Raw genomic sequence first — 24,098 nt, forward strand, 5'->3', positions numbered from 1 at the left:
ATTATTTTTTAAAGTATTTTCAACAGCCTGTTCGATGGTAATCACTTCTTGCGCCTTAATATCCTGACTAAAGCTTAACGCCAATAATAATGCAGATCCGGTAATAAACTTATTTTTGGTAAACATTTTCATAATTTGTTTCAAATCTATATAAACAACTTTAATAATTTCAATCTGTACAGGCATTTACTAACTTTGGTGTTAAATGTACCTGATCAAATCGCCGCTTCTGCTAAAATGGTATTACCCATCACTTCTGTGGAATAAATCCCGTACCGAAAAAGTTATTTATTTGACCTTTGACGATGGACCTATACCCAATGTTACAGATTTTGTGCTAAAAACTTTAAAAGCCTTTAATGCAAAAGCCACTTTTTTCTGTATCGGCGATAATATTGTAAAACATCCCGAAGTTTATGCTCATGTGATAAACGATGGGCATGCAGTCGGCAACCATACTTTTAACCACTTAAAAGGATGGAAAACTGATGATGAAACCTATATTGAAAATACCTTAATGTGCCAGCAACTTACACGCACAAACCTTTTTCGGCCACCTTACGGGAGGATAAAAAAGTCTCAAGTCCGTAGTCTCAAGTCTTTAGTTTTAGATCAAAGTAAATCCAGACTTTCGACTTCCAGTACCGGACTGCAAATTGTCATGTGGGATGTGCTTAGCGGTGACTTCGACATTAATCTTTCCCCGGAAAAATGCTACCAAAACGTTATAAAACATACGGAAAATGGTTCAATTGTAGTTTTTCATGATAGCCTGAAAGCTTTCGATCGACTGGAATATACACTACCGCGGGCTTTAAAATATTTTTCAGATAAAGGTTTCACTTTTTCATCACTTTAATTCCAGCGATTGCTATGCCAATTAAAACAGATGGCATTGCAAGCAAATAAATCGGCATTTGAATGACTGATAATATTGATAGCGTTCATAATCGAACAATGCTGTTCGTTAATGGGCAGTTATGGAAGGGCTTTTAATGGGTATAGTTATTTATGATGCATGTTACATGTGATCCATAGATTTTTATTCCTGTTTAGAATAATTCTAAATTATGTAATCGACTGCCTAAATTGGTTTTAAGGGTTGTTTTTTGCTATTTTTGGCTTTAGCCAAACAACTGTATTTTATCAATCCAGTTGAAACAAATTAATGTACAAAACCATATCCTTTTCAAGAAGCTAATGTATTTTCCACTTAAGCTCCTATTGAAAAGGGTAAAATATCTAAGATGAGTATTTATAACGATTATATCCAGGAAATTGAAGATAGAAAAACTCAAGGTCTTCACCCTAAACCTATTGATGGAGCTGAATTAACAAGTGAAATTATCAGCCAAATTAAAAGTGTAAATAATTTTAACAGAGAAGAAGCTGTTAATTTTTTCATATTTAACACTTTGCCAGGCACAACAGCAGCGGCAGTTGTAAAAGCACAGTTTTTAAAGGAAATTATTTTAGGCGAAGCTGTAGTAGCAGAAATCACGCCTGATTTTGCTTTTGAATTGTTATCACACATGAAGGGCGGTCCTTCAATCAAAGTATTGTTAGATATCGCTTTGGCTGACAATGGTGATCGAGCTAAAAAAGCAGCAGAAGTACTTAAAACTCAGGTTTTCTTATATGATGCGGATACAGACCGTTTGAAAGAAGCTTACCACAATGGAAATGAAATTGCCACGCAAATTTTAGAAAGCTATGCCAATGCTGAATTCTTTACTAAGCTACCTGAAGTAGCAGAAGAAATTAAGGTAGTTACCTATATTGCGGGTATTGGGGATATTTCAACAGATTTATTATCGCCAGGTAACCAGGCGCACTCTCGCTCAGATCGGGAACTTCATGGTAAATGTATGATCACGCCACAAGCTCAGGCGGAAATAAAAGCTTTACAGGCACAACATCCAGATAAAAGTGTGATGTTGGTTGCTGAAAAAGGAACAATGGGTGTAGGCTCTTCACGCATGTCGGGTGTAAATAACGTTGCTTTATGGACAGGAAAAAGGTCCAGCCCGTATATTCCTTTTGTGAATATCGCCCCTATTGTTGGTGGTACAAATGGGATTTCTCCAATTTTCTTAACAACAGTTGATGTAACTGGTGGTATTGGTATCGATCTGCAAAACTGGGTAAAGAAAACAGACGAAAATGGAAATGTAATCCGTAACGAAAATGATGAGCCTGTTGTAGAAGAAGTATTTTCGGTAGCAACAGGAACGGTATTAACCATTAATACCAGAACTAAAAAATTATATAATGGCGATCAGGAGCTTATTAATATTTCAAAAGCATTGACCCCGCAAAAAATGGAATTTATCAAAGCAGGTGGTTCTTATGCCATTGTGTTTGGTAAAAAAAATTCAAACATTTGCTGCTAAAATTTTAAATATTGAGGCACCAACCGTATTTGCTCCGGCTAAAAAAGTATATATTGAAGGGCAGGGACTTACTGCTGCAGAAAAAATATTCAATAGAAATGCAGTAGGTTTGACACAAGGAAAAATTTTGCATGCCGGATCTGATGTTCGTGTAGAAGTGAACATTGTGGGTTCTCAGGATACCACGGGTTTGATGACTGCTCAAGAGCTAGAGGCGATGGCTGCGACCGTGATTTCTCCTATTGTTGATGGTGCTTATCAATCGGGTTGCCATACCGCATCTGTTTGGGATAAAAAAGCGCAAGCCAACATTCCTAAATTGATGAAGTTTATGAATGAATTCGGTGTAATTACAGCCCGTGACCCTAAAGGTGAATACCACGCCATGACGGATGTAATTCACAAAGTGCTGAATGACATTACCATTGACGAATGGGCCATCATCATCGGTGGCGACTCACACACACGCATGTCAAAAGGTGTAGCATTCGGTGCAGATTCTGGCACGGTTGCCTTGGCATTGGCAACTGGTGAGGCGGCGATGCCAATTCCTGAATCCGTTAAAGTAACTTTCAGGGGTGAAATGAAACCCCACATGGATTTCCGCGATGTAGTACATGCCACACAATTACAAATGCTGCAACAATTCGATGGTGAAAACGTATTCCAGGGTCGTATCATCGAGGTACACATTGGTACGCTATTAGCAGATCAAGCCTTTACTTTTACCGATTGGACTGCTGAGATGAAAGCAAAAGCATCTATCTGTATTTCTCAGGATGATACCTTAATTGAGTCTTTAGAGATTGCAAAAAGTCGTATCCAAATCATGATTGATAAGGGGATGGACAACCACAACCAGGTTTTGCAAGGATTGATTAATAAGGCCAACAAACGTATTGAAGAGATTAAAACAGGTATCAAACCTGCTTTGATGCCAGATACAAATGCGAAGTATTACGCTGAAGTAGTAATTGATTTGGATATTATCAATGAGCCAATGATTGCCGATCCGGACGTAAATAACGTAGATGTTTCCAAACGTTACACGCATGATACGATCAGAGATTTAACTTTCTACGGTGGTGATAAAAAAGTAGACCTTAGCTTCGTGGGTTCTTGCATGGTGCATAAAGACGACTTGAAAATTGTTTCTCAAATGCTTAAAAACATAGAGAACCAAACCGGTAAAGTTGAATTCAAAGCGCCGTTGGTGGTAGCTGCTCCAACTTATAACATTATTGATGAATTAAAGGCTGAAGGAGACTGGGAGTATTTACAAAAGTATTCTGGATTTGAATTTAGCGATGCATTACCAAAAAGCACCGCTCGTACAGAATATGAAAATATCATGTATTTAGAGCGTCCGGGTTGTAACCTATGCATGGGTAATCAGGAAAAAGCTGCCAAAGGTGATACAGTAATGGCTACTTCTACACGCTTGTTTCAGGGCCGTGTAGTAGAAGATAGAGATGGTAAAAAGGGAGAGTCATTATTAGCTTCTACACCTGTTGTTGTTTTATCCGCTATCTTAGGTCGTATTCCGAACATTGAAGAATATAAAATGGCGGTAGATGGTATTAATCTAACTAAGTTTACGCCAATTTCTACAAAACAGTAGGAAACAATTAAACATATTTTTTGTTAATAAAAGGAGGCTGTCTGATGTATCGGATAGCCTCTTTAATTATGCAAGGAGATGCATAGAATGGTTTTAAATAACATATTTTGACAAATCTAAAAAATAAGTATGTCAAAAATTGTTTAATTTAGTTAGTGTCGTTATTGACAACAATTTTAATAAAAATAGAGTATGGCTTTTGACATAGACATGATTAAAAAGGTATATGCAAACTTTGGTTCACGTGTAGACGCGGCCCGTAAGATTGTAGGTAGACCTTTAACATTATCTGAAAAAATATTATACGCTCACCTTTGGGATGGCGATCCTAAAAAATCATTCTCTCGTGGAACTGATTATGTTGATTTTGCCCCAGATAGAGTGGCAATGCAAGATGCAACCGCTCAAATGGCACTTTTACAATTTATGCAGGCCGGCCGCCCACAGGTTGCCGTACCTTCAACTGTACATTGCGATCACTTAATTACGGCTAAAGAAGGCGCTTCAATAGATTTACCTCACGCTAAAACTGAAAGTGCTGAAGTTTTCGATTTCCTATCTTCCGTATCAAATAAATATGGTATCGGTTTCTGGAAACCAGGAGCAGGTATTATCCACCAGGTGGTTTTGGAAAATTATGCCTTCCCTGGCGGATTAATGATTGGAACCGATTCACATACCGTGAATGCTGGTGGTTTAGGAATGATTGCTATTGGTGTTGGCGGTGCGGATGCTTGTGATGTGATGGCTGGTTTACCTTGGGAACTTAAATTTCCTAAGTTAATTGGCGTTAAATTAACCGGTAAGTTAAACGGCTGGACTGCTGCCAAGGATGTGATTTTAAAAGTGGCTGGTATTTTAACTGTAAAAGGCGGTACGGGTGCCATTGTTGAATATTTTGGAGATGGCGCAGTTAACCTAAGCTGTACTGGTAAAGGTACCATTTGTAACATGGGTGCAGAGATTGGTGCGACCACTTCTACTTTTGGTTATGATGAAAGCATGGAACGTTATTTACGCTCTACAGATCGTAATGATGTTGCTGATGAAGCCAATAAAATCAAAGAATATTTAACTGGTGATGCTGAAGTTTATGCTGATCCTGAAAATTATTTCGATCAGGTTATCGAGATTGATTTAGATACCTTAGAACCATACCTAAATGGTCCTTTTACGCCAGATTTAGCCACTCCGGTTTCTCAAATGAAAGTAGAAGCAGAGAAAAATGGCTGGCCTTTGAAAGTGGAATGGGGTTTAATTGGTTCTTGTACCAACTCTTCTTATGAGGATTTATCAAGAGCAGCATCAATTGCTAATCAAGCCATTTCAAAAGGTTTAGTTACCAAAGCCGAATTTGGTATTAATCCAGGTTCTGAGCAGGTACGTTACACTGCTGATCGTGATGGTTATCTGAAAACTTTTGAAGATTTAAACGCGACCATCTTTACTAATGCCTGCGGACCATGTATTGGGATGTGGGACAGAACTGGTGCAGAAAAAGCAGAGAAAAATACCATCGTTCACTCTTTTAACAGAAACTTTGCAAAACGTGCCGACGGTAATCCTAATACTTTTGCTTTTGTAGCTTCACCAGAAATGGTTGCAGCCATTGCAATTGCTGGCGATTTAGGCTTTAATCCATTGACTGATACGTTAACCAACGATAAAGGCGAGCAGATTAAATTAGATCCGCCAACTGGTTTCGAATTACCGACGAAAGGCTTTGCTGTTGAAGATGCAGGTTATCAGGCACCGGCAGAAGATGGCTCGAACGTGGAGGTTTTAGTTTCTCCAACCTCGCACCGTTTGCAATTGCTAGACCCGTTTACACCTTGGGAAGGTACAGATTTAAAAGGCTTAAAACTATTAATCAAGGCTAAGGGCAAATGTACAACGGATCATATCTCTATGGCTGGTCCTTGGTTAAAATTCCGTGGTCACCTGGATAACATTTCAAACAACATGTTAATCGGTGCAGTAAATTACTTCAACGATAAAACTGATAATGTTAAGAATGAATTAACAGGTGAATACGGACCCGTTCCGGCGACTCAACGTGATTATAAGGCAGCTGGCTTTGGCTCAATTGTAATTGGCGATGAAAACTATGGTGAAGGCTCATCTCGTGAGCATGCAGCGATGGAACCTCGTCATTTAGGTGTTCGTGCTGTGTTGGTTAAATCTTTCGCCCGTATTCATGAAACTAACCTTAAAAACAAGGTATGTTGGGCTTAACCTTTGCTGATAAAGATGATTACGATAAGATTTTAGAAGGCGATACCATTGATATTTTAGGCCTAACAGAATTTGCTCCAGATAAACCATTAACACTGGTTTTACATCATTTAGATGGTACTCAAGAGCAATTCCCGGTTAACCACAGTTACAATGCTCAGCAAATCGACTGGTTTAAGGCTGGCGGTGCGTTGAACATCATCAGAGCTGAAGCCGCAGCGAAAGCTGGCGTTTAGTTAAGCATAACAACAAATATTACAAATCCCGTTTTGAGTAAAATCAAGACGGGATTTTTTGTTTATTATTTCCTGCAGTTTTAAAATGATAACCACAGCAGATCTTCGCAGATTTCTTTCACAAACAAAAAAACTTCAATCTATTAAATCTGTAAACCTGATCAGCGAAAATTTGCGGCAAATAACCTAATTCCTTAAAAATTCCTGCCACCAATAACCAGAATATTTGATGGTACGTTTAAGCGTTTTAAAATCAGTATGCACCAACCCGAACCTGGCATTGAAACCTTCTGCCCATTCAAAATTATCCATTAACGTCCAGGCCATATAACCTGAAATATTTATACCCTCGTTTTTTGCTTTCAATAAAGCAGCCAGATATAGCTCAAAATATTCAATCCTTTCTGCATCCACAACGCTTCCTTCAATCAGTTTATCATGATAAGCGGCACCATTCTCTGTTATCATGATATTTTTAACATTTGGATAAGCAGCAAATTGTTTAACGATATTATAAAAGCTATTGGCATTTATTTCCCAACCCATAGCTGTATGCGGTTTTTTTCTACTTTTTGCTTTTACCTCCCAAGCCTGTATTACCGGAATAAAAGCATTAAATTTAACCGTGAGCGGAAAATAATTTTGCAACCCTATAAAGTCAAAATCGAATTTCATCCGATCATTTAAACGCCAGGTTCCATATTCAATTTGAAATTTCTCTAGCAGATCCCAATCCGCCGTAGGAAAACCTAAACCCAAGGCAGGTTCTATAAATAATCTATTCATTAAACTATCTACCCGTTTAGCGGCAAGAAGATCATTTTCACTTTGTGTGTAAGGAATAATTTCTGAGCAGGAATAGGTGGTTCCAATATTTGCCTGGCTGATTTCTGCCCGCAGAATTTTTCCACCCTCAGCCTGTGCCAAAGCAGTATGTAAAACAGCGGGAAAGAAGTTGCTTAATCCGGTTTTTCCAGGCGCATGAATGCCTAGCATATAACCCAAAGAAGTATAGCCAAAAGGTTCGTTCAGTATAATCCAGTTTTTAACTTTATCGCCGTACTCCAACGCACAAATACTTACAAAAGCATTAAATGCGGCATTGATGCTGAAACTTGTCCAACCGCCTTCATCTTCTAAAGCTTGCGGCAAATCCCAATGATATAGTGTAACATAAGGTGTGATCCCTTGCGTTAAACATTCGTTAATCAGGTGATGATAAAACCGTATTCCTTCCTGGTTTACCTCTCCCCTTCCTAAAGGTAAAATCCGAGGCCAGGAAATAGAAAACCGAAATATTTGAAACCCAAGTAATTTAACCAAAGCTATGTCTTCCTGGTAACGATGATAGAAATCGCAGGCAACGCCAAGCTTATGGTTATTCTTAATTTTTCCCTTGCGATTGGTAAAGCTATCCCAAATAGACGTACCCTTCCCATACAAATCTGCCGCCCCCTCAATTTGCGGCGCTGCTGTAGCAACGCCCCAAAGGAAGTCAGGTCCAAAATCACTGGCTTTGATCATAGTTAATTCTGCTGGGCTCAAGTTGCAACTTTAATATTAACAAAACATTAAGTATTTAGTATTCAAAATGAAAACATTTTTTAATAGTTTTACTTTATGCGCTTATCATTAACTCTCTTATTAATTGCCATATTTTGCGCTAAGCTATGGGCAAATTTTGCGCCACCAACTAATGATGAGTTAGCTAATGCTATAAACATTTCAAATACAACAGCTTTTTGTAGTGCGGAGGGGGCATACAGTAATATCGAGGCTACCTCCAGCAGCATGTACAATAAGCCCACGAGCTGGATAGAAACCGGTAAAGATGTTTGGTTTAAATTCACAGCCACCAAGTACGACGTCAATATTTCAGTTAGCGGCCAGGTTAATGCCACTAGCACAAATACATTGGTAAACCCATTAGTCGCACTTTATACGTTTGAAACTGGAGCAACCGGAATTAGCGAATTGATTGGATCCTCTACAACTTCCAGTAATGTTATTTCATTTTACAAAGGTGCACTAATACCCGGGCAGGTTTATTATGTTCGGGTAAGTGCTGCAAATGAAAATACCGGCACATTTAAACTTTGCCTTGATAATTATTTTCCACCCATGCAACCTGGGCAAGATTGTGGCACTGTTTCTATTCTTTGCTCCAAAGAAACGTTTACGCAATTAAATGTTACAGGCACCGGATCGAGCAGAAATGAATCGGCAGGCACGTGTTTAGGCACGGAGTCAAACTCGGCCTGGTATATGTTCAAAGCATCCAAAGCCGGATCTTTTACTTTTGTAATCACACCAACGGTTATCTCTAATGATATCGACTGGATATTCTATGATTTAGGGATAAATGGTAATTGCAGCATGGTCAATGCATCAAATGCAATCAGGTGTGCTGCAGGCAGCGGGGTTAACTGTTCACCAAGTTATTATAAAACCGGTTTGAGTATGACCGAAACGGATTTAACTGAAGCGTCTGGTTGCCCTGCAGGGCAGAATGGTTTTGTGAAATATGTTGATTTGGAAGAAAACCATACCTATGCTATTCTCATCGACAATTTTTCCAGCGGAAATAACGGTTTTACTTTGGAATTTGGAGGAGATGCCGATTTAGCCGGTCCAAGTGCGGAGATTGCTGTTCAAAAATTAAATCCATGTACAGATAGCCAGTCATACGTTTTTGAGGCTGTTGCTTCTAACTATGCTGATTTAAAATGGTCGTTTGGTGAAGGTGCAAGTGTGAAAACAGCAAATGGAATTGGTCCTTACACCCTTACTTATAGCACACCTGGCGAGAAGGTAGTCGTTTTGGAAGCAAAAGCAGCAAACGGTTGCAGCGTAATTACCACCCAGAGTTTTATTGTGGCTAAAACACCAGAGAAACCAGCAATTACTGCATCAGATATTAACCTCTGTCAGGGAGATTTATTGCAACTTTCAACACCATCTGTAGCGCTCGCCACATACCATTGGAGCGGACCGAATGGATTTACATCTGCTGACCAGAGCCCTTCTATACCAAATGTTAGTCCGGAGCATGTTGGCATTTATAAACTATTTGTTCAGGTTGGCGATTGCATTAGCCAGGAAAATTCAGTAGAAATTTTATCGGTAGACTTAAAACCTGAAGCTGCCTTCTCTATTGTGGTTAATAATAAATGCGAATCCAATCAAAGCTTTTCTTTCGTCAATGAATCGAAGAATTACAACAAAATAAACTGGAGTTTTGATCCTTCGGTAAAAACAAATGTTAATGCTGCCAACGATAGCAAGCTCATTACTTTTAATGCTCCTGGATTAAAAACCGTTACATTAACAATTGAAACCAACAACGGTTGCACATCTATTTTCACACAGGATATTCTGGTCGAAATTAAGCCAGAGCTGCCTGAAATTACGATTAACCAACCTGCATTCTGCTTAAATGATGTAATTAAGTTGTCGGTACCTGAACAACAAAATATGAGTTATGCCTGGAGTGGTCCGAACAATTTCACGGCGACAACCAGCAGCATCGAAATTCCGGTAACTAACTTCAATCAAGCTGGAGAATACCGTATTGTGCTCACTTCAGGCACCTGCAGTTCAGATCCTGCCTCGATCATTATTCCGCCAATTGCCAACGTTCCAGTTGCCAGTTTCTACACTGAACCATCATTCAATGTTAAATTTTCGGTACCTGCACCTGTCAGTTTCGTCAATACTTCTAAATATGGCGATTATTTCGAATGGAATTTTGGCGATGGCACCCTTTCGTCAGAAAAAAATCCAGTACATACTTATCAAACAGATGGCACTTTTCAAATCACCTTAACCGCATTTTCAAATAACGGCTGCTCAAATGCCATCACGCAGGGCGATTTAATCATCAGAAAAGAAGCTTCCATTTTTACGCCCAATGCATTTTCACCAAATGGCGATGGTGTAAATGATGAATTTGTGGTAGGTATTACCAATTTAAAACGTTACAGAATTCAGATTTACAACCGCTATGGAAGCCAGGTATTTTTTACAGATAACATTTTCGACAACTGGAAAGGAACTTTCAAAAATAACGAGCTACCAACAGGCGTTTATTACTACGTAATTTTCGGCACACACCTAAACAACACCACTGTAAAGTATACCGGATCGGTTACGCTATTGAGATAAGTTAAGTTAAGCTTAAACCAATTTGCTTTAACAAGATTGCGGCATTAAAAGTTGAACACGGTCCTTGCTTTAGTTTATAGTCAAATCTCATTTCACCATTAGTAAATTGAATATCAAAGTGAAAATTGCGAACCTCTTGCGGATAGTCATCTTTTAAATCTGCCAGCTGCAAATCGTGGGTTGCAAATAAACCAGGCGTTTTTTCGGCAATTAACTTCTCAATAAAAACTTTTGATCCTAAATACTTATCCTTGCTATTGGTTCCGCGTAACATTTCATCGATCAACACAAAGGTATTGTTATCCTGTTTAATATTGTTCAAAATCATTTTTAAACGATCAAGCTCTGCCTTAAATGTTGAAGTACTTTCGTTCAGCGAATCTTTAATTCTCATGTAACTATTAATCGAGAACACAGAGAGCTGCAATGATCTAGCATTCACCGGTGCTCCGGCATAGGCCAAAACCATATTAATACCAAGGGTGCGTAAAAACGTACTTTTCCCTGCCATGTTCGATCCAGTTACGATATCAACTGTAGGAGATTGTTCTAAGTAGAAATCATTATTCACTCTTTTATCGGCAGCAATTAAAGGATGACCTATATCTGTTCCTTTAAGGTTGAATACATTTTCCATTTCAGGAAATACCCACTCTGGATGATTGTGTGCCAATGTAGCGAATGAAATAAGCTCTTCGAAATCACCCAGATGATCTAGTGCAGTAATCACATCTTTTGATGATGATTGATACCATTTATCGAGACTGATGCAACACTGCAAATCCCACAAAAACAAGCCGTTTAAAAAACCTCCAACGATCAAATTCAATCGGGCATCAAACTTTTGAATCACCTTCGACAAAGTCCTGATTTCTTTACTCACAGGGATTTCTGAAGTGAACAACCGGCGAATGTAACTGCTTTTCCACTGATGTTCTTCAGTCCATTTTATGGCTTTGGCATAACTGTTTAATAAACCTGATCCGCCACCAAAACTGTAAAAAACCAAATTGATTTTGGAATTGAGGAATATATTCATCCCCAGATGGATGAATACAAAAAGCCCTAGCAAGTTACTAAACAAACCACCGATAAAAATTGCAGCCAGAATCAATGCAAAGGTTAAGTAAGGCGCAGTGGCTACATAAAAACGCAAAAATTGCCCACGTACAAATAAAAGTTGCTGACCAAGGCTTCCTTCTAACTGGGTTTTTATTTGTTCAATTTTTTCAATGTCGTGGCCATGCAGGTTGGCCCTAAAATCATATGTTTCTGCTATTTTGTCCTGTATTTCTTTAACCGCCTCTTGCCGGGCTAAAATTTCATCTTTAGTTAATTTGTTTGCCAATCGATTTGAGAGCAATATTTTACCTATTTTGGTGTAACACCTGTTAATCAATTCGAACAGTGAAGCCCTTCCGAAAATATCAAGATCAGAAGTGTAAGGATGAGACTCCGATTCAAACTGGCTACCGTCATCATAACCATTTGGTTGAGCATTCAATTGATTCCACTCATTCTGATAAACCCAAAGCAACTGTTTTTGGTATTCGATTTTACGATCGAGCTTAGCTTGTTTTCTAACAACATATACAAATCCAATCACAGGCAATAAGAGTAAAACTTGGATTAGCGTCCTGCTGTTATCATCTGCTGAATTTAATAGCAAAACGAAAAATAGAACCTCAGCTAAAAACAAGCCTATCCGTACTAATGAGAGCTGATCTACCAGCTTTTTGGTTTGGTTAATTTGTGCGGTAACTTCAGTTATTTTTTGGCCGTAGCCAGATATTATTTGTGCTTGGGTTTTTAACATTATCTTTGAATCGCGGAAAATTCTAAAGATAGGAAAATATTAAATGAAGATTACTTTAATAGCCATTGGGAAAACGGAGGATAAGTATTTAATTGAAGGCATAGAAAAATACATCAATAGGTTAAAGCACTATATTAACTTTACTTTTTTGCCTTTGCCTGATGTAAAAAATGTTAAAAATTTAAGTGAGGCACAGCAGAAAGCAAAAGAAGCCGAACTGCTGAACAAACAAATTAATAATGGTGATGTTGTTATTTTGTTAGATGAAAAAGGAAAGAAATATTCATCGGTTGAATTTTCCAATTACCTGAACAAACAAATGATTGGCAGCGTGCAACATTTGATTTTTATTATCGGCGGGCCATATGGGTTTGATGAAACCATTTATAAACGGGCAAACGGTTTAATCTCACTCTCAGATATGACCTTTTCACACCAGATGATCAGGCTATTTTTTGTCGAACAACTATACCGTGGATTTAGCATTTTGAAAGGCGAACCTTACCATCATGCCTAGAAGAGAAATGACGAATAGATATGAATAAATCAGTATGGAATTAGCCTTTCCAAATCATCATAAAATAAAACAACATGTACGATAAATATAAAAGACAATACAGATTTAAAAGTAATCAAAGCGGCAATAATAAAATGCTTTGGATTAGTATCATCATTTCTTTAGTGATCATAGCCATCCTTTATTACTTTTTTTAAAGTGCATAAAAAAACACCAGACGATAAATCTGGTGTTTTAAAATAAACTAGGAAAAAGCTTAAACGCCTTTTTTACTTGTCATGTTTGCTTTTTTAGCAGGAGCTGAAGTCTTAGTTGTTGCTTTCGCACTTCCAGCTGCCTTTGTAGCAGTAGATTTCGCTTTCTTATCAGCAGCTACTTTCTCTTCAGCCAATTTAACTTCTGCCGGAGAACCTGGAGTTTCAGGAGTTTCTTCAGTAAATAAAGGCAAATCTTTCAACAGGTTATACCAGGTAACAATTTTCTTCATATCAGAAGCATAAACTTTTTCCTGATCGTGACCTGGCGCCACTTCTAAAAAGAACGGACGCAAATCACTTTTCAAATCTGGTGTAGATCCTTTTTCAGAAATTTTAGCAAAAATATCCGCCAATTTAATTTCTTCCTCTTCACCATAAACCGTAATATCTTCTAATGAAGCCAGTTTAGTATTGGTGATATTGGCTACAACTTTGGTTTTTTGAGCATCTAAGCCTTCCAAAATGTAACCTACTTTATTTTGTCCAACCAGTTTAAATAAACCTGGTCTGCCAGATACGGCAACAATTCCTCTTAAATTCATAATTTTTTGCTTAGAGCTTTGAGCATAGGCGATAGAGTAAACCCTATGCGCCCAACACGCTGCTATTAATCTTCAATAATTTCAATTCCTAAAATTTTATCGCCCTGGCGGATATCATCCACAAGATCAACATTCTCAACTGCTTTACCAAAAACAGTGTGGTTACGATCTAAATGCGCAGTATTGGTTCTGCTGTGGCAGATAAAAAACTGAGAACCACCAGTGTTTCGGCCTGCATGTGCCATTGACAACACACCACGATCGTGGTATTGGTTTTCGCCAGTTAATTCACAGTCAATTTTATAACCCGGACCACCAGTACCTGGCATTCCTGTTGCACCATCTTTTGAATTTGGGCAACCAGTTTGAACCATAAAATCAGGAATTACGCGGTGAAAAGTTACACCATCATAAAAGCCTTCGTTTGCTAATTTTTTAAAGTTTGCAACTGCCTTTGGAGCATCTTGTTCAAAGAACTCAACAGTCATATTACCTTTTTCGGTTTTTATTATCGCTTTACTCATATCAAATGTGGGTACTTATTTAATTTTTAATTACTTAAAAAACTTCATGTTTTAAAAGTAGAGGGCAAAAATAGCAAATTTGTATTAATACAACATCTTTTATATTTAGTAAATGATCGCAATTCTATTCCTGGCGGCGAGCAGCCCCGCCATTTGCTATAGAAGCACATAAAACATTAAAATTTTCGTTAACGTAGTAAATAAGTTATTTTAGTGTTTTATCTCATGATGTCCATCCAAAGAAAATATATCATTTTGGTTATTTGCTTGCTCGCGAGCATTTGCGCAAAAGCCTCTTCCCTATTAATTTATATGGATGAAGACCAGAAAAACCACCTCAAGGCTTATGGAATTGCTTATTGGACCATCAGCAAACAAGTAGAAGTTGATTGGTTGTTAAATTACCGCGGTGGCAGTTTTTTAATCAAATACAATAAATCAGTTGAAAATGAATTAAAAATCAGAGGGGTTTCTTATGAGGTAATGGCTGATGGGAAAGTGGTAAGCTTACTCAATGAAATCAGTGATCCATCGGTTAATATGGAAATGGTTAAGCTGGAAAAAACACCCAAAATTGCCGTCTACTCACCTAAAAGCAAATTGCCTTGGGATGATGCCGTTACGCTGGTTTTAACTTATGCCGAAATTCCCTATGATGTAATTTATGATGATGATATTTTACAGGACAAGTTAACCAAATATGATTGGCTACACCTGCATCATGAAGACTTCACCGGTCAGTATGGACGTTTCTGGTCATCTTTTAGGTACGCTACCTGGTACCAGGAAGATGTAAAGAATCAGGAAACACTTGCCAAAAGACTTGGGTTCAAGAAAGTTTCAGAAATGAAGTTATCGGTAGCAAAACACATTAAAGAGTATTGTGCTGGTGGTGGCTTTATGTTTGCCATGTGCTCCGGAACGGATAGTTTCGATATTGCTCTGGCAGCCGAAGGTGTTGATATTTGTGCGCAAATGTTTGATGGCGATGCGGCTGATCCAAATGCCCAATCAAAACTCGACTTTAATAAAAGCCTGGCTTTCCAAAACTTTAGATTGGATAACAACCCGATGAACTATGAGTTTTCGGACATAGACGCCACGCAAACCCGAAACCTCAATCAATCAAACGACTATTTTACCTTGTTTGATTTCTCTGCCAAATGGGATTTGGTACCCACCATGCTTACACAAAATCATGATAAGGTAATTAAAGGTTTTATGGGCCAAACTACTGCTTTCAAAAAATCAGTGGTAAAACCTAGTGTAACTGTTTTGGGCGAAAATAAAGGCGCAGCAGAAGTTCGTTATCTACATGGTGAAATTGGTAAAGGCCAGTTTACGTTTTATGGCGGTCATGATCCTGAAGATTATCAACACGCAGTTGGTGATCCGCCGACTGATCTCAACCTGCATCCAAATTCTGCAGGTTATAGATTAATACTAAATAATGTGCTTTTTCCTGCTGCAAAGAAAAAGCCACAAAAAACTTAATGTTATTTCCGTTCATCCGTATTTTGTTGACAATACATGAATATTCCTGTTATCTATACAATAAAGTACGCATGAGATAAATACGCAGCGATACAACTTCAGGCTATCGAAATATTTAAAAACTCATTGCAAACCAACGCTTTAACAAGTCTTTTCGTAACACGCATGATACTTTGGCACAGCTTTTGGAAACAGGGCTTGTAATTAACATTTAAACAAGATTCTTTACCTAAAGAAAAAATATCATGAAAAAGTTATTATTAAGTGCTTCAGTAGTATTATTAGCAACGGGTGCCTTTGCCCAAACAACAATGTCTGGTTCTGACGCAAGATTCGGTTTGAAAGCAGGTGTAAACTTATCTAAATTCCGTGCTAGCGATTTTAATGGCAGTTCAGAATTTAATGACAATGTGCAAAACAACGTAGGATTTAACGTTACAGCATTTGCAGATTTTGGTGTTGCAAATAACTTCTTTATCCAACCAGGTGTATCGCTTCAAAATAAGGGAGCTAAATTTGAACAAACAACCACAGTGGCAGGAGTTACCAGTACTACATCAAGTAAAGCAAATTTGATGGCTATTGAAGTGCCTATCAACGCTGTATTCAGAATTCCTACAGGTGATGCTGGTGCCATTCAAATTTCAGCTGGTCCATATGTTGGATTCAACATTTCTGGAAAAAATAAGTACGAAACAGTAACTACTGGCGGTAACGCTGCTGGAACTGTTTCAAATGAAGATGATTTAAAATTTGGTAGTAGCACAGATAAAGACTATAGTTCAACAGACTTTGGTGCTAACTTTGGTTTAGCGTATCGTACCAACTCTGGCTTTTTAGTAGGAGCAAATTATGGTTTAGGTTTATCTAACCTGGTACCAAAAGATTCAAGATCTGGTGACGGTAAATTAACTAACCGTGTGTTAGGTTTCTCTGTAGGTTATTCATTCTAAGCAATACCTCTTAACAAAAAAGCTTCCTGATTCTAGAATCAGGAAGCTTTTTTTTATGTTCATCACATTTACTAATCGTAAAAATTCCAGCTTACTCCGAACTTTATTAAAGCATCCTGCATTGGGTAACGGTTTACGGTATAGTATCCCGGAGAAAATAATCCCTGGTTAATATAGTCGTATTTGATAAATAGATTAGCCCGTTTTAGATTTGCTTTAATATAAACATCAACAACTGGTTCGGATTTAAACACGCGGTCGCTGCCAATATAGAACTGTGCGGTTGCCGGCGAATAAGAGTAATTTGCATACTCCGAATTGTATCTCACATCAAAACCGATGTTCGCTTTAAGTACTTTAAAAAAGGTTTGATCCAGGTAAAAACTGTTATAAGTATAAAATTCCGGCGTTCTTAAAATTGCATTTTTATCTGTTTTCTGGTAGGCGATATAGTTTTCTAAAACAAACTTGCCAAAACGCCATTTTTTTGAGATATCCAGGCGAATCAAGCTAATGTCGCTACTTTCCTGAACAGGCAAAATTGCATTGGTACCATAACTATAATCAGCCATAAAGTACAGATAGTTACTGGTTAGAAAATATTTTGCCCCAGCGGTAAAACCATATTTATCATTTATAAAGTTGAAAGATAAGTTGTTAACTTTAGTTTTACTAAAATCCTGACGATCCCAACGATAATGGTTACCATGATAATAGTTAAATAGTGCCGCAGGACTTTGGTTTTGGGCATAAGCACCTAATTCTATTCTCCCTACAGATTTACTCAATAGTATTCTGCTTTTGGCCTCGTACAAATAATCTCCGGCATTTTCGCCCTGCAATATTTGCTGAACATCAAGATTTAAATCGATATTACTGGTAAAGCGATAACCGGCAGCACCCAACACAGTGATATTTTGATAACTAAACCGGCTCTGTTCATATTGCGTTCCATCCTCCTTATTGCCTAAAAACTTATGCTGGTAATAATCATGACGAATTCCGGCATCAACCTTTAATTCATTTTTAATAACTGTTGAGTTTTTTGGACGAAGAAAAAAACTGTAAACAAATTCATTCTTTAAATGCTGTACGTGAGTGGAATCATTGGTAAAAGTTGTACTGGCAAAACCTTCGGGCATTACGCCATAAGTATCAGCTTCGTTTTTCGCGAAGTCGTAACTGTCATTATTATATTCTACGGTATACGTTACCTTATTTGTTGGCAAAACTGCACTGCTAAAATTAGTCGAAGTATCAATCCTGCCTACATAGTAAGTCTGTTTTAAAAAGACGGTATTTTTGCGGTACAAGTTGCGGGCCGTAGTTAGTTTAACTGGCTCAGCTTCCCTGCTGATTTTATTGTAACCCGGCTCAAATATAGTTGAGTCTAAATTAGATCCGTTTTCGTAAGCACGCATGGTATTAAATATAGCTGAGGCCCACATGTTGTAACGTTTACTTGGCGATTGATACCAGGAAAAAACGGCAACATTCAAGTTATCGCCACGCTGCCTGCTGTAAAACCCTCTTGAATCGCCACGATTAAAGTTCACTCCGGCATTCCAGTTTTTCTTAATATTCTGACTGTGCGTTGCCTTAAATAACTGTTCCTTTTGCCCGGCACTAATCAGATATAAGCTGGTGTATGGCGCACGGGCCTGATAATAAATTATATCCTCAGGAGTTAAAGCATAATAATCAAGTGAATGAAATCCTGCATCGAAACCAATTCTTTTACTTGGCTCGAAAAGCAGTGGCCTTGCAGCTAATCCCATATTTCCATTATTGATGGTAGGATGTTGAGGCTGCAACAGCGGACTATAATTCTGTATGTTAGTTGTAGAGGTATCAAGCGGCAGCAAAACGATACTATCTCTGCTTAAAGCCAGTTTGGTAAAACGGATAAACTTTGCCGTGTAAATAATGGAATCTTTTGCATCAAGTTTTTTTCTGATTGAATCTGCCTCCGACTTATCATTTATACTCGTTTTTAAATCCTGGGCAAAAGTCTTCTGAATACCCGAAAGCATTGAAATTAGCAAACAGATTTGAACAACGATACGCATATTACAATTCAGCAATTAAACGGGTTAAAATCTCCGTCATTTTAGGTTCAGCCTTCGCGGCAGCTTCCAAAATCTCATCTAAATTAAAAGGCTGCAAATCTTCCGGAAAACCTTCATCGGTTAAAACTGAAATGGCAAAAACAGGTAAACCGGCATGGTTTGCCACGATCACTTCAGGAACAGTGCTCATACCAACAGCGTCAGCGCCGATTAACCGTAAGTATTTATATTCTGCTTTGGTTTCTAAATTAGGGCCAGATACAGCCACATACACGCCTTTGTGGCATTTAATATCAACAGTTTTAGCAATCTCTAGAGCCTTTGCAATGATAGAACGCTGATAAGGCTGGCTCATATCAGGAAAACGTGGGCCTAGTGAGCTTTCGATTAAACCGCGTAGCGGATTGTCTGGTTGAAGATTAATGTGATCTTCAATAATCATCAAATCACCCTTTTTAAATTCAGGATTCAAAGAACCAGCCGCATTGGAAACAATCAGATTTTCGATTCCCAGGCCTTTCATTACCCGAACAGGAAAAGTAATTTGCTGCATGCTGTAACCTTCGTAATAATGCAAACGGCCTTGCATGGCTACAATTTTTTTACCGTTTAAGGTTCCAAAAATTAATTTGCCACTGTGAAATTCTAATGTAGATATCGGAAAATTTGGAATATTGGAGTACATCAATTGATGCTCCACTTCAATTTCTTTAACTAGGCCGCCCAAGCCGGTGCCTAAAATAATGCCTATTTCTGGTTTAAAGTTTTCGGTTTTACGTTTTATATACTCAACGGTTTCTTCTATTGCTCTTAACATAGTTTAAAATAAGTTCATCAAAGGTAATCTTATCTTCTTCAAATAAATCAACCTCGATGGGTAAAAAATATACGGGTAAATTTACCAGTAAATCTTTAAATCCCGCAGCTTTTAAACGTTTGCTATCCTTTTCTGTTGTGATGATTATTTTTTCTTTTTTCTCACTAACATCAAATGCCGATTTGAACTTTTTAATATCTTCAGTTTTGAAGCTATAGTGATCCGGAAATTTTTCATGCTTAATATGCTCTGTGTACTTTCCAAGCTCTTCAATTAAAGGGTCTGGGTTGGCAATTCCAGTTAAAAGAAAAATTTGACGATCTTTTAGAGACTCCAGTGGAAGACTTTCTTCAGTATATAAATGCTGAAGATTACCATATTTTAAATAAGAGTGTAATACCTTTTGAGTGTTATTTGGCTGCAATTCATTGATTGAGGCTTGCTGAGCAACATGTAGTAAAGGAACAGGTGCCTTTGTTACCAGCAACACGTCTGCCCTTTTCCGCGAAGAGAAAACATCCCTTAAATTTCCTGCCGGAAGTAAGAATTGCAATGTCCCAAGTTTTCTAAATTCGAAGAGCAAGATGTTTAATCCCGCAGTGACGGCACGATGCTGAAAAGCATCATCTAAGATGATCAGATCATGATTTTCCTTCAGCTTCTCAATCCCAACCACCCGTTCTTCGCAAACTGCTACCGTAACGCCCTCAAATTTTTGATAATATTGTAAAGGTTCATCACCAATTGTTTCTGCTGTTGCGGTATCGTCAGCAAGAATAAAACCTTTTGTTTTACGCCCATATCCCCTACTCAAAATGGCAATTTTATAATCGGCCAGCAATCTCACCAGGTACTCGGTTGTAGGCGTTTTCCCTGATCCTCCAACAGCTAAATTACCCACACAAATGATAGGTAAATCGAACTTTACAGATTTCATAATGCCCCAGTCATAGAGTTTCTTTCGGAGCGTAATGGCTAAACCATAGATAAAAGAAAAAGGGAGAAGTAAAAGGCGTAAATAGTTAAGTAGCATACCGTGTTGTTTTCAAAAATAGGGATTATTTAAAATTTAAACACTGCTTTTTTAGCAATGACTATTAAACCAACCCTACTAAGCAAAAAAGGTTTGTCAGAATATTATTGAAATGCTGGCGTTATCATATTTTATCACTATAATTTTTTGCATCAGTTCGATACTAATACTTAAAATTCAGTATAATTGTTAATTAACAAACTCAATTCAATGTCTCCAAATAAACGTTTAGTAGTTGGTCAAGGTCAGATCAGCGGCTATATTTCGATTTTTTTAGCGGTTTTAGCCTTACTCGGAATTTTATGTTTTCATTATCCGGAAAAACTAACCACTCCCGAATTCCGTGAAATTTACACCAAAGATAGTATGGAAGCACTAATGCTCGGCGGTGTCATTACCTCGTTCTTTTTTGCTGCATTAAGTGTTATCCTGAGTAAAAAATTAAAGTGGGGTTGGCCAGGTTTTGCTTTAGCAGCATTAGCAGTAATTTTAGGCGCATTGAGCGTTGAAGGAAGAGATGTGGCTAAATCGAGCTGGCATTTTGGCTTAGACTGGATGATACTGGATTTATTATTGATGGTTGCCATTTTTGTACCATTGGAATTATTTTTCCCAAAAAACAATGAACAAACTAAATTCCATGAAGAATGGCGAACAGATTTAACTTACTTTGTGATTAGCCATTTATTTATTCAGTTTTTTGGGATTGTAACACAAAAACCTGCCGTACTATTTTTTGGCTGGATGGGATTGGATAAACTACATACCTGGGTGCAGGGCCTACCTTTTATTGTCGCATTGTTTTTAGCTTTCTTTACTACAGATTTTTTTCAGTACTGGGCACACCGTTTTTTCCATACCCGAGTATCTTTGTGGCGTTTCCATTCCATACACCACTCAACTCAAAACATGGATTGGTTGGCCGGCAGCAGAACACACTTCATTGATATATTTTTCACCAGAGCGATGACCTTTATTCCGCTTTACGTCTTGGGGTTTTCATCAACAGTTTTTAATGTTTACATCATTTTCATTGCAATTCATGCCGTATTAATTCATGCCAATACGAGAATTAATTTTGGCTTTTTAAAATATATCTTCACTACACCACAATATCATCATTGGCACCATTGCGAAGACCCAAAATATTACGGGAATAATTTTGCATCAATATTTCCTTTTATTGATATGATGTTTGGAACCTATTATTTGCCAGGAAAAGAGTGGCCAGCAGGCACAGGCGTTCATGAAGCTGAATATCCTAAAGGTTTTGTAAAACAAACTATTTACCCCTTTACCAAAAGTCCGTTTGATACGGATTTGAAAATGGAAGAGAGAAGTGACCGGTAGGTGGCCATTGGTTCACTGGGTATAATTGCAAAAGCTTAATTTCTAAACCCGGGTGAAGCGGAAATACTTTTTGCTTTCTTAGCGAAAATGTTGCTATGTCGTTCCTTCTCGCAATGACGTCAATGGAAGTATTAACGCAAAAAGATTGGAGCAAAAAACGGGGCTGACATTCCTATAAAATACCAGCCCCTGATTTTCTAAATATTATTTTATCTATTATTGATATTGAAAATCAAGCGAAGCGTTTTCGATAGTTGTATTTGATTTCCAGGTTCTGATTGCATTACCCGACACAGGAAAATTTGCATTATTATAGGTATAAGAATAGACTGTTTTAATTTCATTAACCGATGATTTGTTGATGATGCTTTCGATTAAATCATTTGATGAAAATAACATTGGATTATTCTCAGGATTCAAGACAAATTTCAGTGCATGGGCAGAAATTACACCTTTTTTTGAACCATATAGGAATGTTGATTCAGCATTATTTGATTTTACACTAGTCAAATTGCCATTGGCGTAGTTAATTTGGTATTTGTCTGTTGTATCAGTTCTCGAGGAAATTAATGCATTTGTTTTAGCGTTGTAAGTTTTTCTATCGAAGAACTTAATTTCTGACACATTACCGTTTGTTGTTTTATAAGCCAGACTATCGATATAATATGTTGGATTAACATCTTTTGTACTTACCGGCGGACTGTATTTCATCTTGCCAGAAACCGGTAAGTTATTTTGGTAATGAATTACAAATTGCTTGGATCTGGGCTCTGTTGCACCATAATAGGCCAAAATTTCTACGACCTGGCCTTGGGCATTGTACTTATATTGCTCGCCAGTGGAGGGATTGAGAAAGCCAGCAACATTTGTAAGTTGATTTTGATCGTTGTATGTTAATGTAGCTCCATAATATTTATCGGAGTTAATTTTTACCAGTTTAGTACTTCCATCAGCAGCTGGGTCCCCTCCCTTCTTACAAGAAATAAAGCAGGTTAATAAAAGAAAGGTGGAAAGTATAGCGAATCCTCTGTTTTTCATATTGATAGATTTTGAGTGTTAACGGAATAAAAATAAGATTTTCAAACGATATATTGTATTAGTTGATTGTAATTGAAGTCAGTTATTAAAAATAAAGGTTCATTTTACATTTAGATTTAATGCTATCATGTATGATACTAAAGCCAGGTGCACAGCAAACAATGATACAGATATTTGGTAATTCAGCACGGCAATGCCTGTTTAAAAGATTGGGGCAATAATAAATTTTCGAACAAAGGGATAGATATAATTGTTACGTTCTATATCTGCAATCCCTTATGCCCATTCAAACAGAAATCTTAATTATTGGTGGTGGATTAGCAGGATTAACTGCAGCGCTTCATCTCAACAAGCAAGGTTTTGATGTCACATTGATAGAAAAATCAGCTTATCCTCATCATAAAGTCTGCGGAGAATATATTTCAAATGAGGTCCTTCCCTATTTTAACTGGCTCGGTATAGATCTTAAAAATCTATCGCCTACCCAAATTACAAATCTGCAATTCACATCTGCAACAGGCAAGCAAGTGAACACAACTTTACCGCTGGGAGGTTTTGGCTTAAGCCGATACAGCATCGATTATTATTTGTATAACCTGGCCAAAAGCCGCGGAGTAAACGTAGTAAACAAAGAAGTTAATGACGTAGTTTATGCTGAAGATCAATTCTTAGTGGAGACTACATCGGGTGAGCGTTTTAAAGCTGAATATGTTTTGGGTGCTTATGGTAAACGTTCGGCTATCGATAAAAGATTAGAACGTAACTTTATCAATCAAAAATCTCCATACCTGGCTATTAAAGCGCATTACAAATCAGATTTCCCCAGTCATCTGGTAAGTTTAAATAATTTTAAAGGTGGCTATTGTGGAGTTTCTAAAGTAGAGAATGCTATTTTAAATGTATGCTATTTGGCAAATTATGAAAGCTTTAAAAAACATAAGGATATTCAGGCTTATCAGGAAAATGTGCTTTATCAAAATAAAAATTTAAAGAAAATACTTGAAGAAGCTGAAATGATTTTTGATGCGCCTTTAACTAT

General features: G+C 37.6%; 18 protein-coding genes and 1 pseudogene. 10 read left to right on the top strand and 9 right to left on the bottom strand.

All coding sequences use genetic code 11. The annotated features are described in order from the left end of the window. Positions 1-186, bottom strand: a 186-nt coding sequence (locus tag ON09_RS11965; RefSeq protein ID WP_010601307.1) for a hypothetical protein, incomplete at its 3' end; no start/stop codon positions are given. 19 nt (positions 187-205) lie between these two features. Here ON09_RS11965 and ON09_RS11970 point away from each other — a divergent pair. The 4 genes and pseudogenes from ON09_RS11970 (at position 206) to ON09_RS11980 (ending at position 6,485) form a co-directional block, all read left to right on the top strand. Continuing rightward, positions 206-859, top strand: a complete 654-nt coding sequence (locus ON09_RS11970) for a polysaccharide deacetylase family protein (protein ID WP_010601308.1) — start codon at positions 206-208, stop codon at positions 857-859. A gap of 388 nt (positions 860-1,247) precedes the next feature. Next, the gene (locus tag ON09_RS25675; protein ID WP_202947148.1) at positions 1,248-2,393 is read left to right on the top strand and encodes a 3-isopropylmalate dehydratase large subunit; all 1,146 of its coding nucleotides are present in this window, start codon (positions 1,248-1,250) and stop codon (positions 2,391-2,393) included. After that, positions 2,362-4,014 (top strand): aconitase family protein, encoded by a 1,653-nt coding sequence (locus ON09_RS25680; protein WP_202947149.1) that lies wholly within the window; start codon positions 2,362-2,364, stop codon positions 4,012-4,014. The genes ON09_RS25675 and ON09_RS25680 overlap by 32 nt, the downstream gene beginning before the upstream one ends. Before the next feature lie 192 nt (positions 4,015-4,206). Then, positions 4,207-6,485 (top strand): annotated as a pseudogene (locus ON09_RS11980) (aconitate hydratase). A 186-nt stretch (positions 6,486-6,671) separates the two neighbouring features. On the opposite strand, the gene ON09_RS11985 reads toward ON09_RS11980, so the two are convergent. Next, positions 6,672-8,009, bottom strand: coding sequence for a GH1 family beta-glucosidase (locus ON09_RS11985; RefSeq protein ID WP_010601309.1), 1,338 nt, complete (start codon positions 8,007-8,009; stop codon positions 6,672-6,674). Between the two features lie 96 nt (positions 8,010-8,105). Between ON09_RS11985 and ON09_RS11990 the strand changes: the two genes are divergently transcribed. Next, positions 8,106-10,649 carry a PKD domain-containing protein gene (locus ON09_RS11990; RefSeq protein ID WP_010601310.1) on the top strand — a complete coding sequence of 848 codons (2,544 nt, stop codon included), beginning with the start codon at positions 8,106-8,108 and terminating at the stop codon, positions 10,647-10,649. A 1-nt stretch (position 10,650) separates the two neighbouring features. Here ON09_RS11990 and ON09_RS11995 read toward each other — a convergent pair whose 3' ends face one another. After that, positions 10,651-12,465 carry a MutS-related protein gene (locus ON09_RS11995; protein WP_010601311.1) on the bottom strand — a complete coding sequence of 605 codons (1,815 nt, stop codon included), beginning with the start codon at positions 12,463-12,465 and terminating at the stop codon, positions 10,651-10,653. A gap of 43 nt (positions 12,466-12,508) precedes the next feature. On the opposite strand from ON09_RS11995, the gene rlmH reads away from it, so the two are divergent. Beyond that, positions 12,509-12,982, top strand: coding sequence for a 23S rRNA (pseudouridine(1915)-N(3))-methyltransferase RlmH (rlmH, locus tag ON09_RS12000; protein WP_010601312.1), 474 nt, complete (start codon positions 12,509-12,511; stop codon positions 12,980-12,982). A gap of 256 nt (positions 12,983-13,238) precedes the next feature. On the opposite strand, the gene ON09_RS12005 is transcribed toward rlmH, so the two are convergent. Together ON09_RS12005 and ON09_RS12010 are read right to left on the bottom strand one after the other, a co-directional pair. Beyond that, positions 13,239-13,781 (bottom strand): DUF5606 family protein, encoded by a 543-nt coding sequence (locus ON09_RS12005; RefSeq protein ID WP_010601313.1) that lies wholly within the window; start codon positions 13,779-13,781, stop codon positions 13,239-13,241. A 65-nt stretch (positions 13,782-13,846) separates the two neighbouring features. Then, complete coding sequence (locus ON09_RS12010) at positions 13,847-14,305, bottom strand: peptidylprolyl isomerase (RefSeq protein ID WP_010601314.1); 459 nt, start codon at positions 14,303-14,305, stop codon at positions 13,847-13,849. Positions 14,306-14,617: 312 nt separating this feature from the next. Between ON09_RS12010 and ON09_RS12015 the strand changes: the two genes are divergently transcribed. Together ON09_RS12015 and ON09_RS12020 are read left to right on the top strand one after the other, a co-directional pair. Further along, positions 14,618-15,799, top strand: coding sequence for a hypothetical protein (locus ON09_RS12015; protein ID WP_010601315.1), 1,182 nt, complete (start codon positions 14,618-14,620; stop codon positions 15,797-15,799). Positions 15,800-16,044: 245 nt separating this feature from the next. Beyond that, positions 16,045-16,752: a porin family protein gene (locus tag ON09_RS12020; protein ID WP_010601316.1), complete on the top strand. Its 708-nt coding sequence runs from the start codon at positions 16,045-16,047 to the stop codon at positions 16,750-16,752. Between the two features lie 71 nt (positions 16,753-16,823). Here ON09_RS12020 and ON09_RS12025 read toward each other — a convergent pair whose 3' ends face one another. The 3 genes from ON09_RS12025 to lpxK are packed head-to-tail and all read right to left on the bottom strand — an operon-like array spanning position 16,824 to position 20,671. Further along, on the bottom strand, positions 16,824-18,821 hold the full coding sequence (locus ON09_RS12025; protein WP_029204299.1) for a putative porin: 1,998 nt from the start codon (positions 18,819-18,821) through the stop codon (positions 16,824-16,826). 1 nt (position 18,822) lies between these two features. Next, positions 18,823-19,638, bottom strand: coding sequence for a purine-nucleoside phosphorylase (locus ON09_RS12030; RefSeq protein WP_010601318.1), 816 nt, complete (start codon positions 19,636-19,638; stop codon positions 18,823-18,825). Beyond that, positions 19,610-20,671, bottom strand: a complete 1,062-nt coding sequence (gene lpxK, locus ON09_RS12035) for a tetraacyldisaccharide 4'-kinase (protein WP_010601319.1) — start codon at positions 20,669-20,671, stop codon at positions 19,610-19,612. Before lpxK ends, ON09_RS12030 begins: the two co-directional genes overlap by 29 nt. Before the next feature lie 210 nt (positions 20,672-20,881). Here lpxK and ON09_RS12040 point away from each other — a divergent pair, with 210 nt between their 5' ends. Next, entirely contained in the window at positions 20,882-22,021 is a 1,140-nt protein-coding gene (locus ON09_RS12040) for a sterol desaturase family protein (protein WP_010601320.1), read from the top strand. Positions 22,022-22,237: 216 nt separating this feature from the next. Here ON09_RS12040 and ON09_RS12045 read toward each other — a convergent pair whose 3' ends face one another. Further along, the gene (locus ON09_RS12045; RefSeq protein ID WP_010601321.1) at positions 22,238-23,059 is read right to left on the bottom strand and encodes a hypothetical protein; all 822 of its coding nucleotides are present in this window, start codon (positions 23,057-23,059) and stop codon (positions 22,238-22,240) included. Between the two features lie 278 nt (positions 23,060-23,337). Between ON09_RS12045 and ON09_RS12050 the strand changes: the two genes are divergently transcribed. Continuing rightward, on the top strand, positions 23,338-24,098 hold a 761-nt coding region (locus tag ON09_RS12050), incomplete at its 3' end, for an NAD(P)/FAD-dependent oxidoreductase (RefSeq protein ID WP_010601322.1).

The sequence above is a fragment of the Pedobacter agri PB92 genome, assembly GCF_000258495.1.
Taxonomy (GTDB): Bacteria; Bacteroidota; Bacteroidia; order Sphingobacteriales; family Sphingobacteriaceae; genus Pedobacter; species Pedobacter agri.

Bases quoted from the DNA above. Each gene is read 5' to 3' on its own strand.
- ON09_RS11970 (WP_010601308.1), top strand. From the start codon at position 206: ATGTACCTGATCAAATCGCCGCTTCTGCTAAAATGGTATTACCCATCA.
- ON09_RS25675 (WP_202947148.1), top strand. From the start codon at position 1,248: ATGAGTATTTATAACGATTATATCCAGGAAATTGAAGATAGAAAAACT.
- ON09_RS11985 (WP_010601309.1), bottom strand. From the start codon at position 8,009: ATGATCAAAGCCAGTGATTTTGGACCTGACTTCCTTTGGGGCGTTGCT.
- ON09_RS11990 (WP_010601310.1), top strand. From the start codon at position 8,106: ATGCGCTTATCATTAACTCTCTTATTAATTGCCATATTTTGCGCTAAG.
- ON09_RS11995 (WP_010601311.1), bottom strand. From the start codon at position 12,465: ATGTTAAAAACCCAAGCACAAATAATATCTGGCTACGGCCAAAAAATA.
- rlmH (WP_010601312.1), top strand. From the start codon at position 12,509: ATGAAGATTACTTTAATAGCCATTGGGAAAACGGAGGATAAGTATTTA.
- ON09_RS12005 (WP_010601313.1), bottom strand. From the start codon at position 13,781: ATGAATTTAAGAGGAATTGTTGCCGTATCTGGCAGACCAGGTTTATTT.
- ON09_RS12010 (WP_010601314.1), bottom strand. From the start codon at position 14,305: ATGAGTAAAGCGATAATAAAAACCGAAAAAGGTAATATGACTGTTGAG.
- ON09_RS12015 (WP_010601315.1), top strand. From the start codon at position 14,618: ATGGATGAAGACCAGAAAAACCACCTCAAGGCTTATGGAATTGCTTAT.
- ON09_RS12020 (WP_010601316.1), top strand. From the start codon at position 16,045: ATGAAAAAGTTATTATTAAGTGCTTCAGTAGTATTATTAGCAACGGGT.
- ON09_RS12025 (WP_029204299.1), bottom strand. From the start codon at position 18,821: ATGCGTATCGTTGTTCAAATCTGTTTGCTAATTTCAATGCTTTCGGGT.
- ON09_RS12030 (WP_010601318.1), bottom strand. From the start codon at position 19,638: ATGTTAAGAGCAATAGAAGAAACCGTTGAGTATATAAAACGTAAAACC.
- lpxK (WP_010601319.1), bottom strand. From the start codon at position 20,671: ATGCTACTTAACTATTTACGCCTTTTACTTCTCCCTTTTTCTTTTATC.
- ON09_RS12040 (WP_010601320.1), top strand. From the start codon at position 20,882: ATGTCTCCAAATAAACGTTTAGTAGTTGGTCAAGGTCAGATCAGCGGC.
- ON09_RS12045 (WP_010601321.1), bottom strand. From the start codon at position 23,059: ATGAAAAACAGAGGATTCGCTATACTTTCCACCTTTCTTTTATTAACC.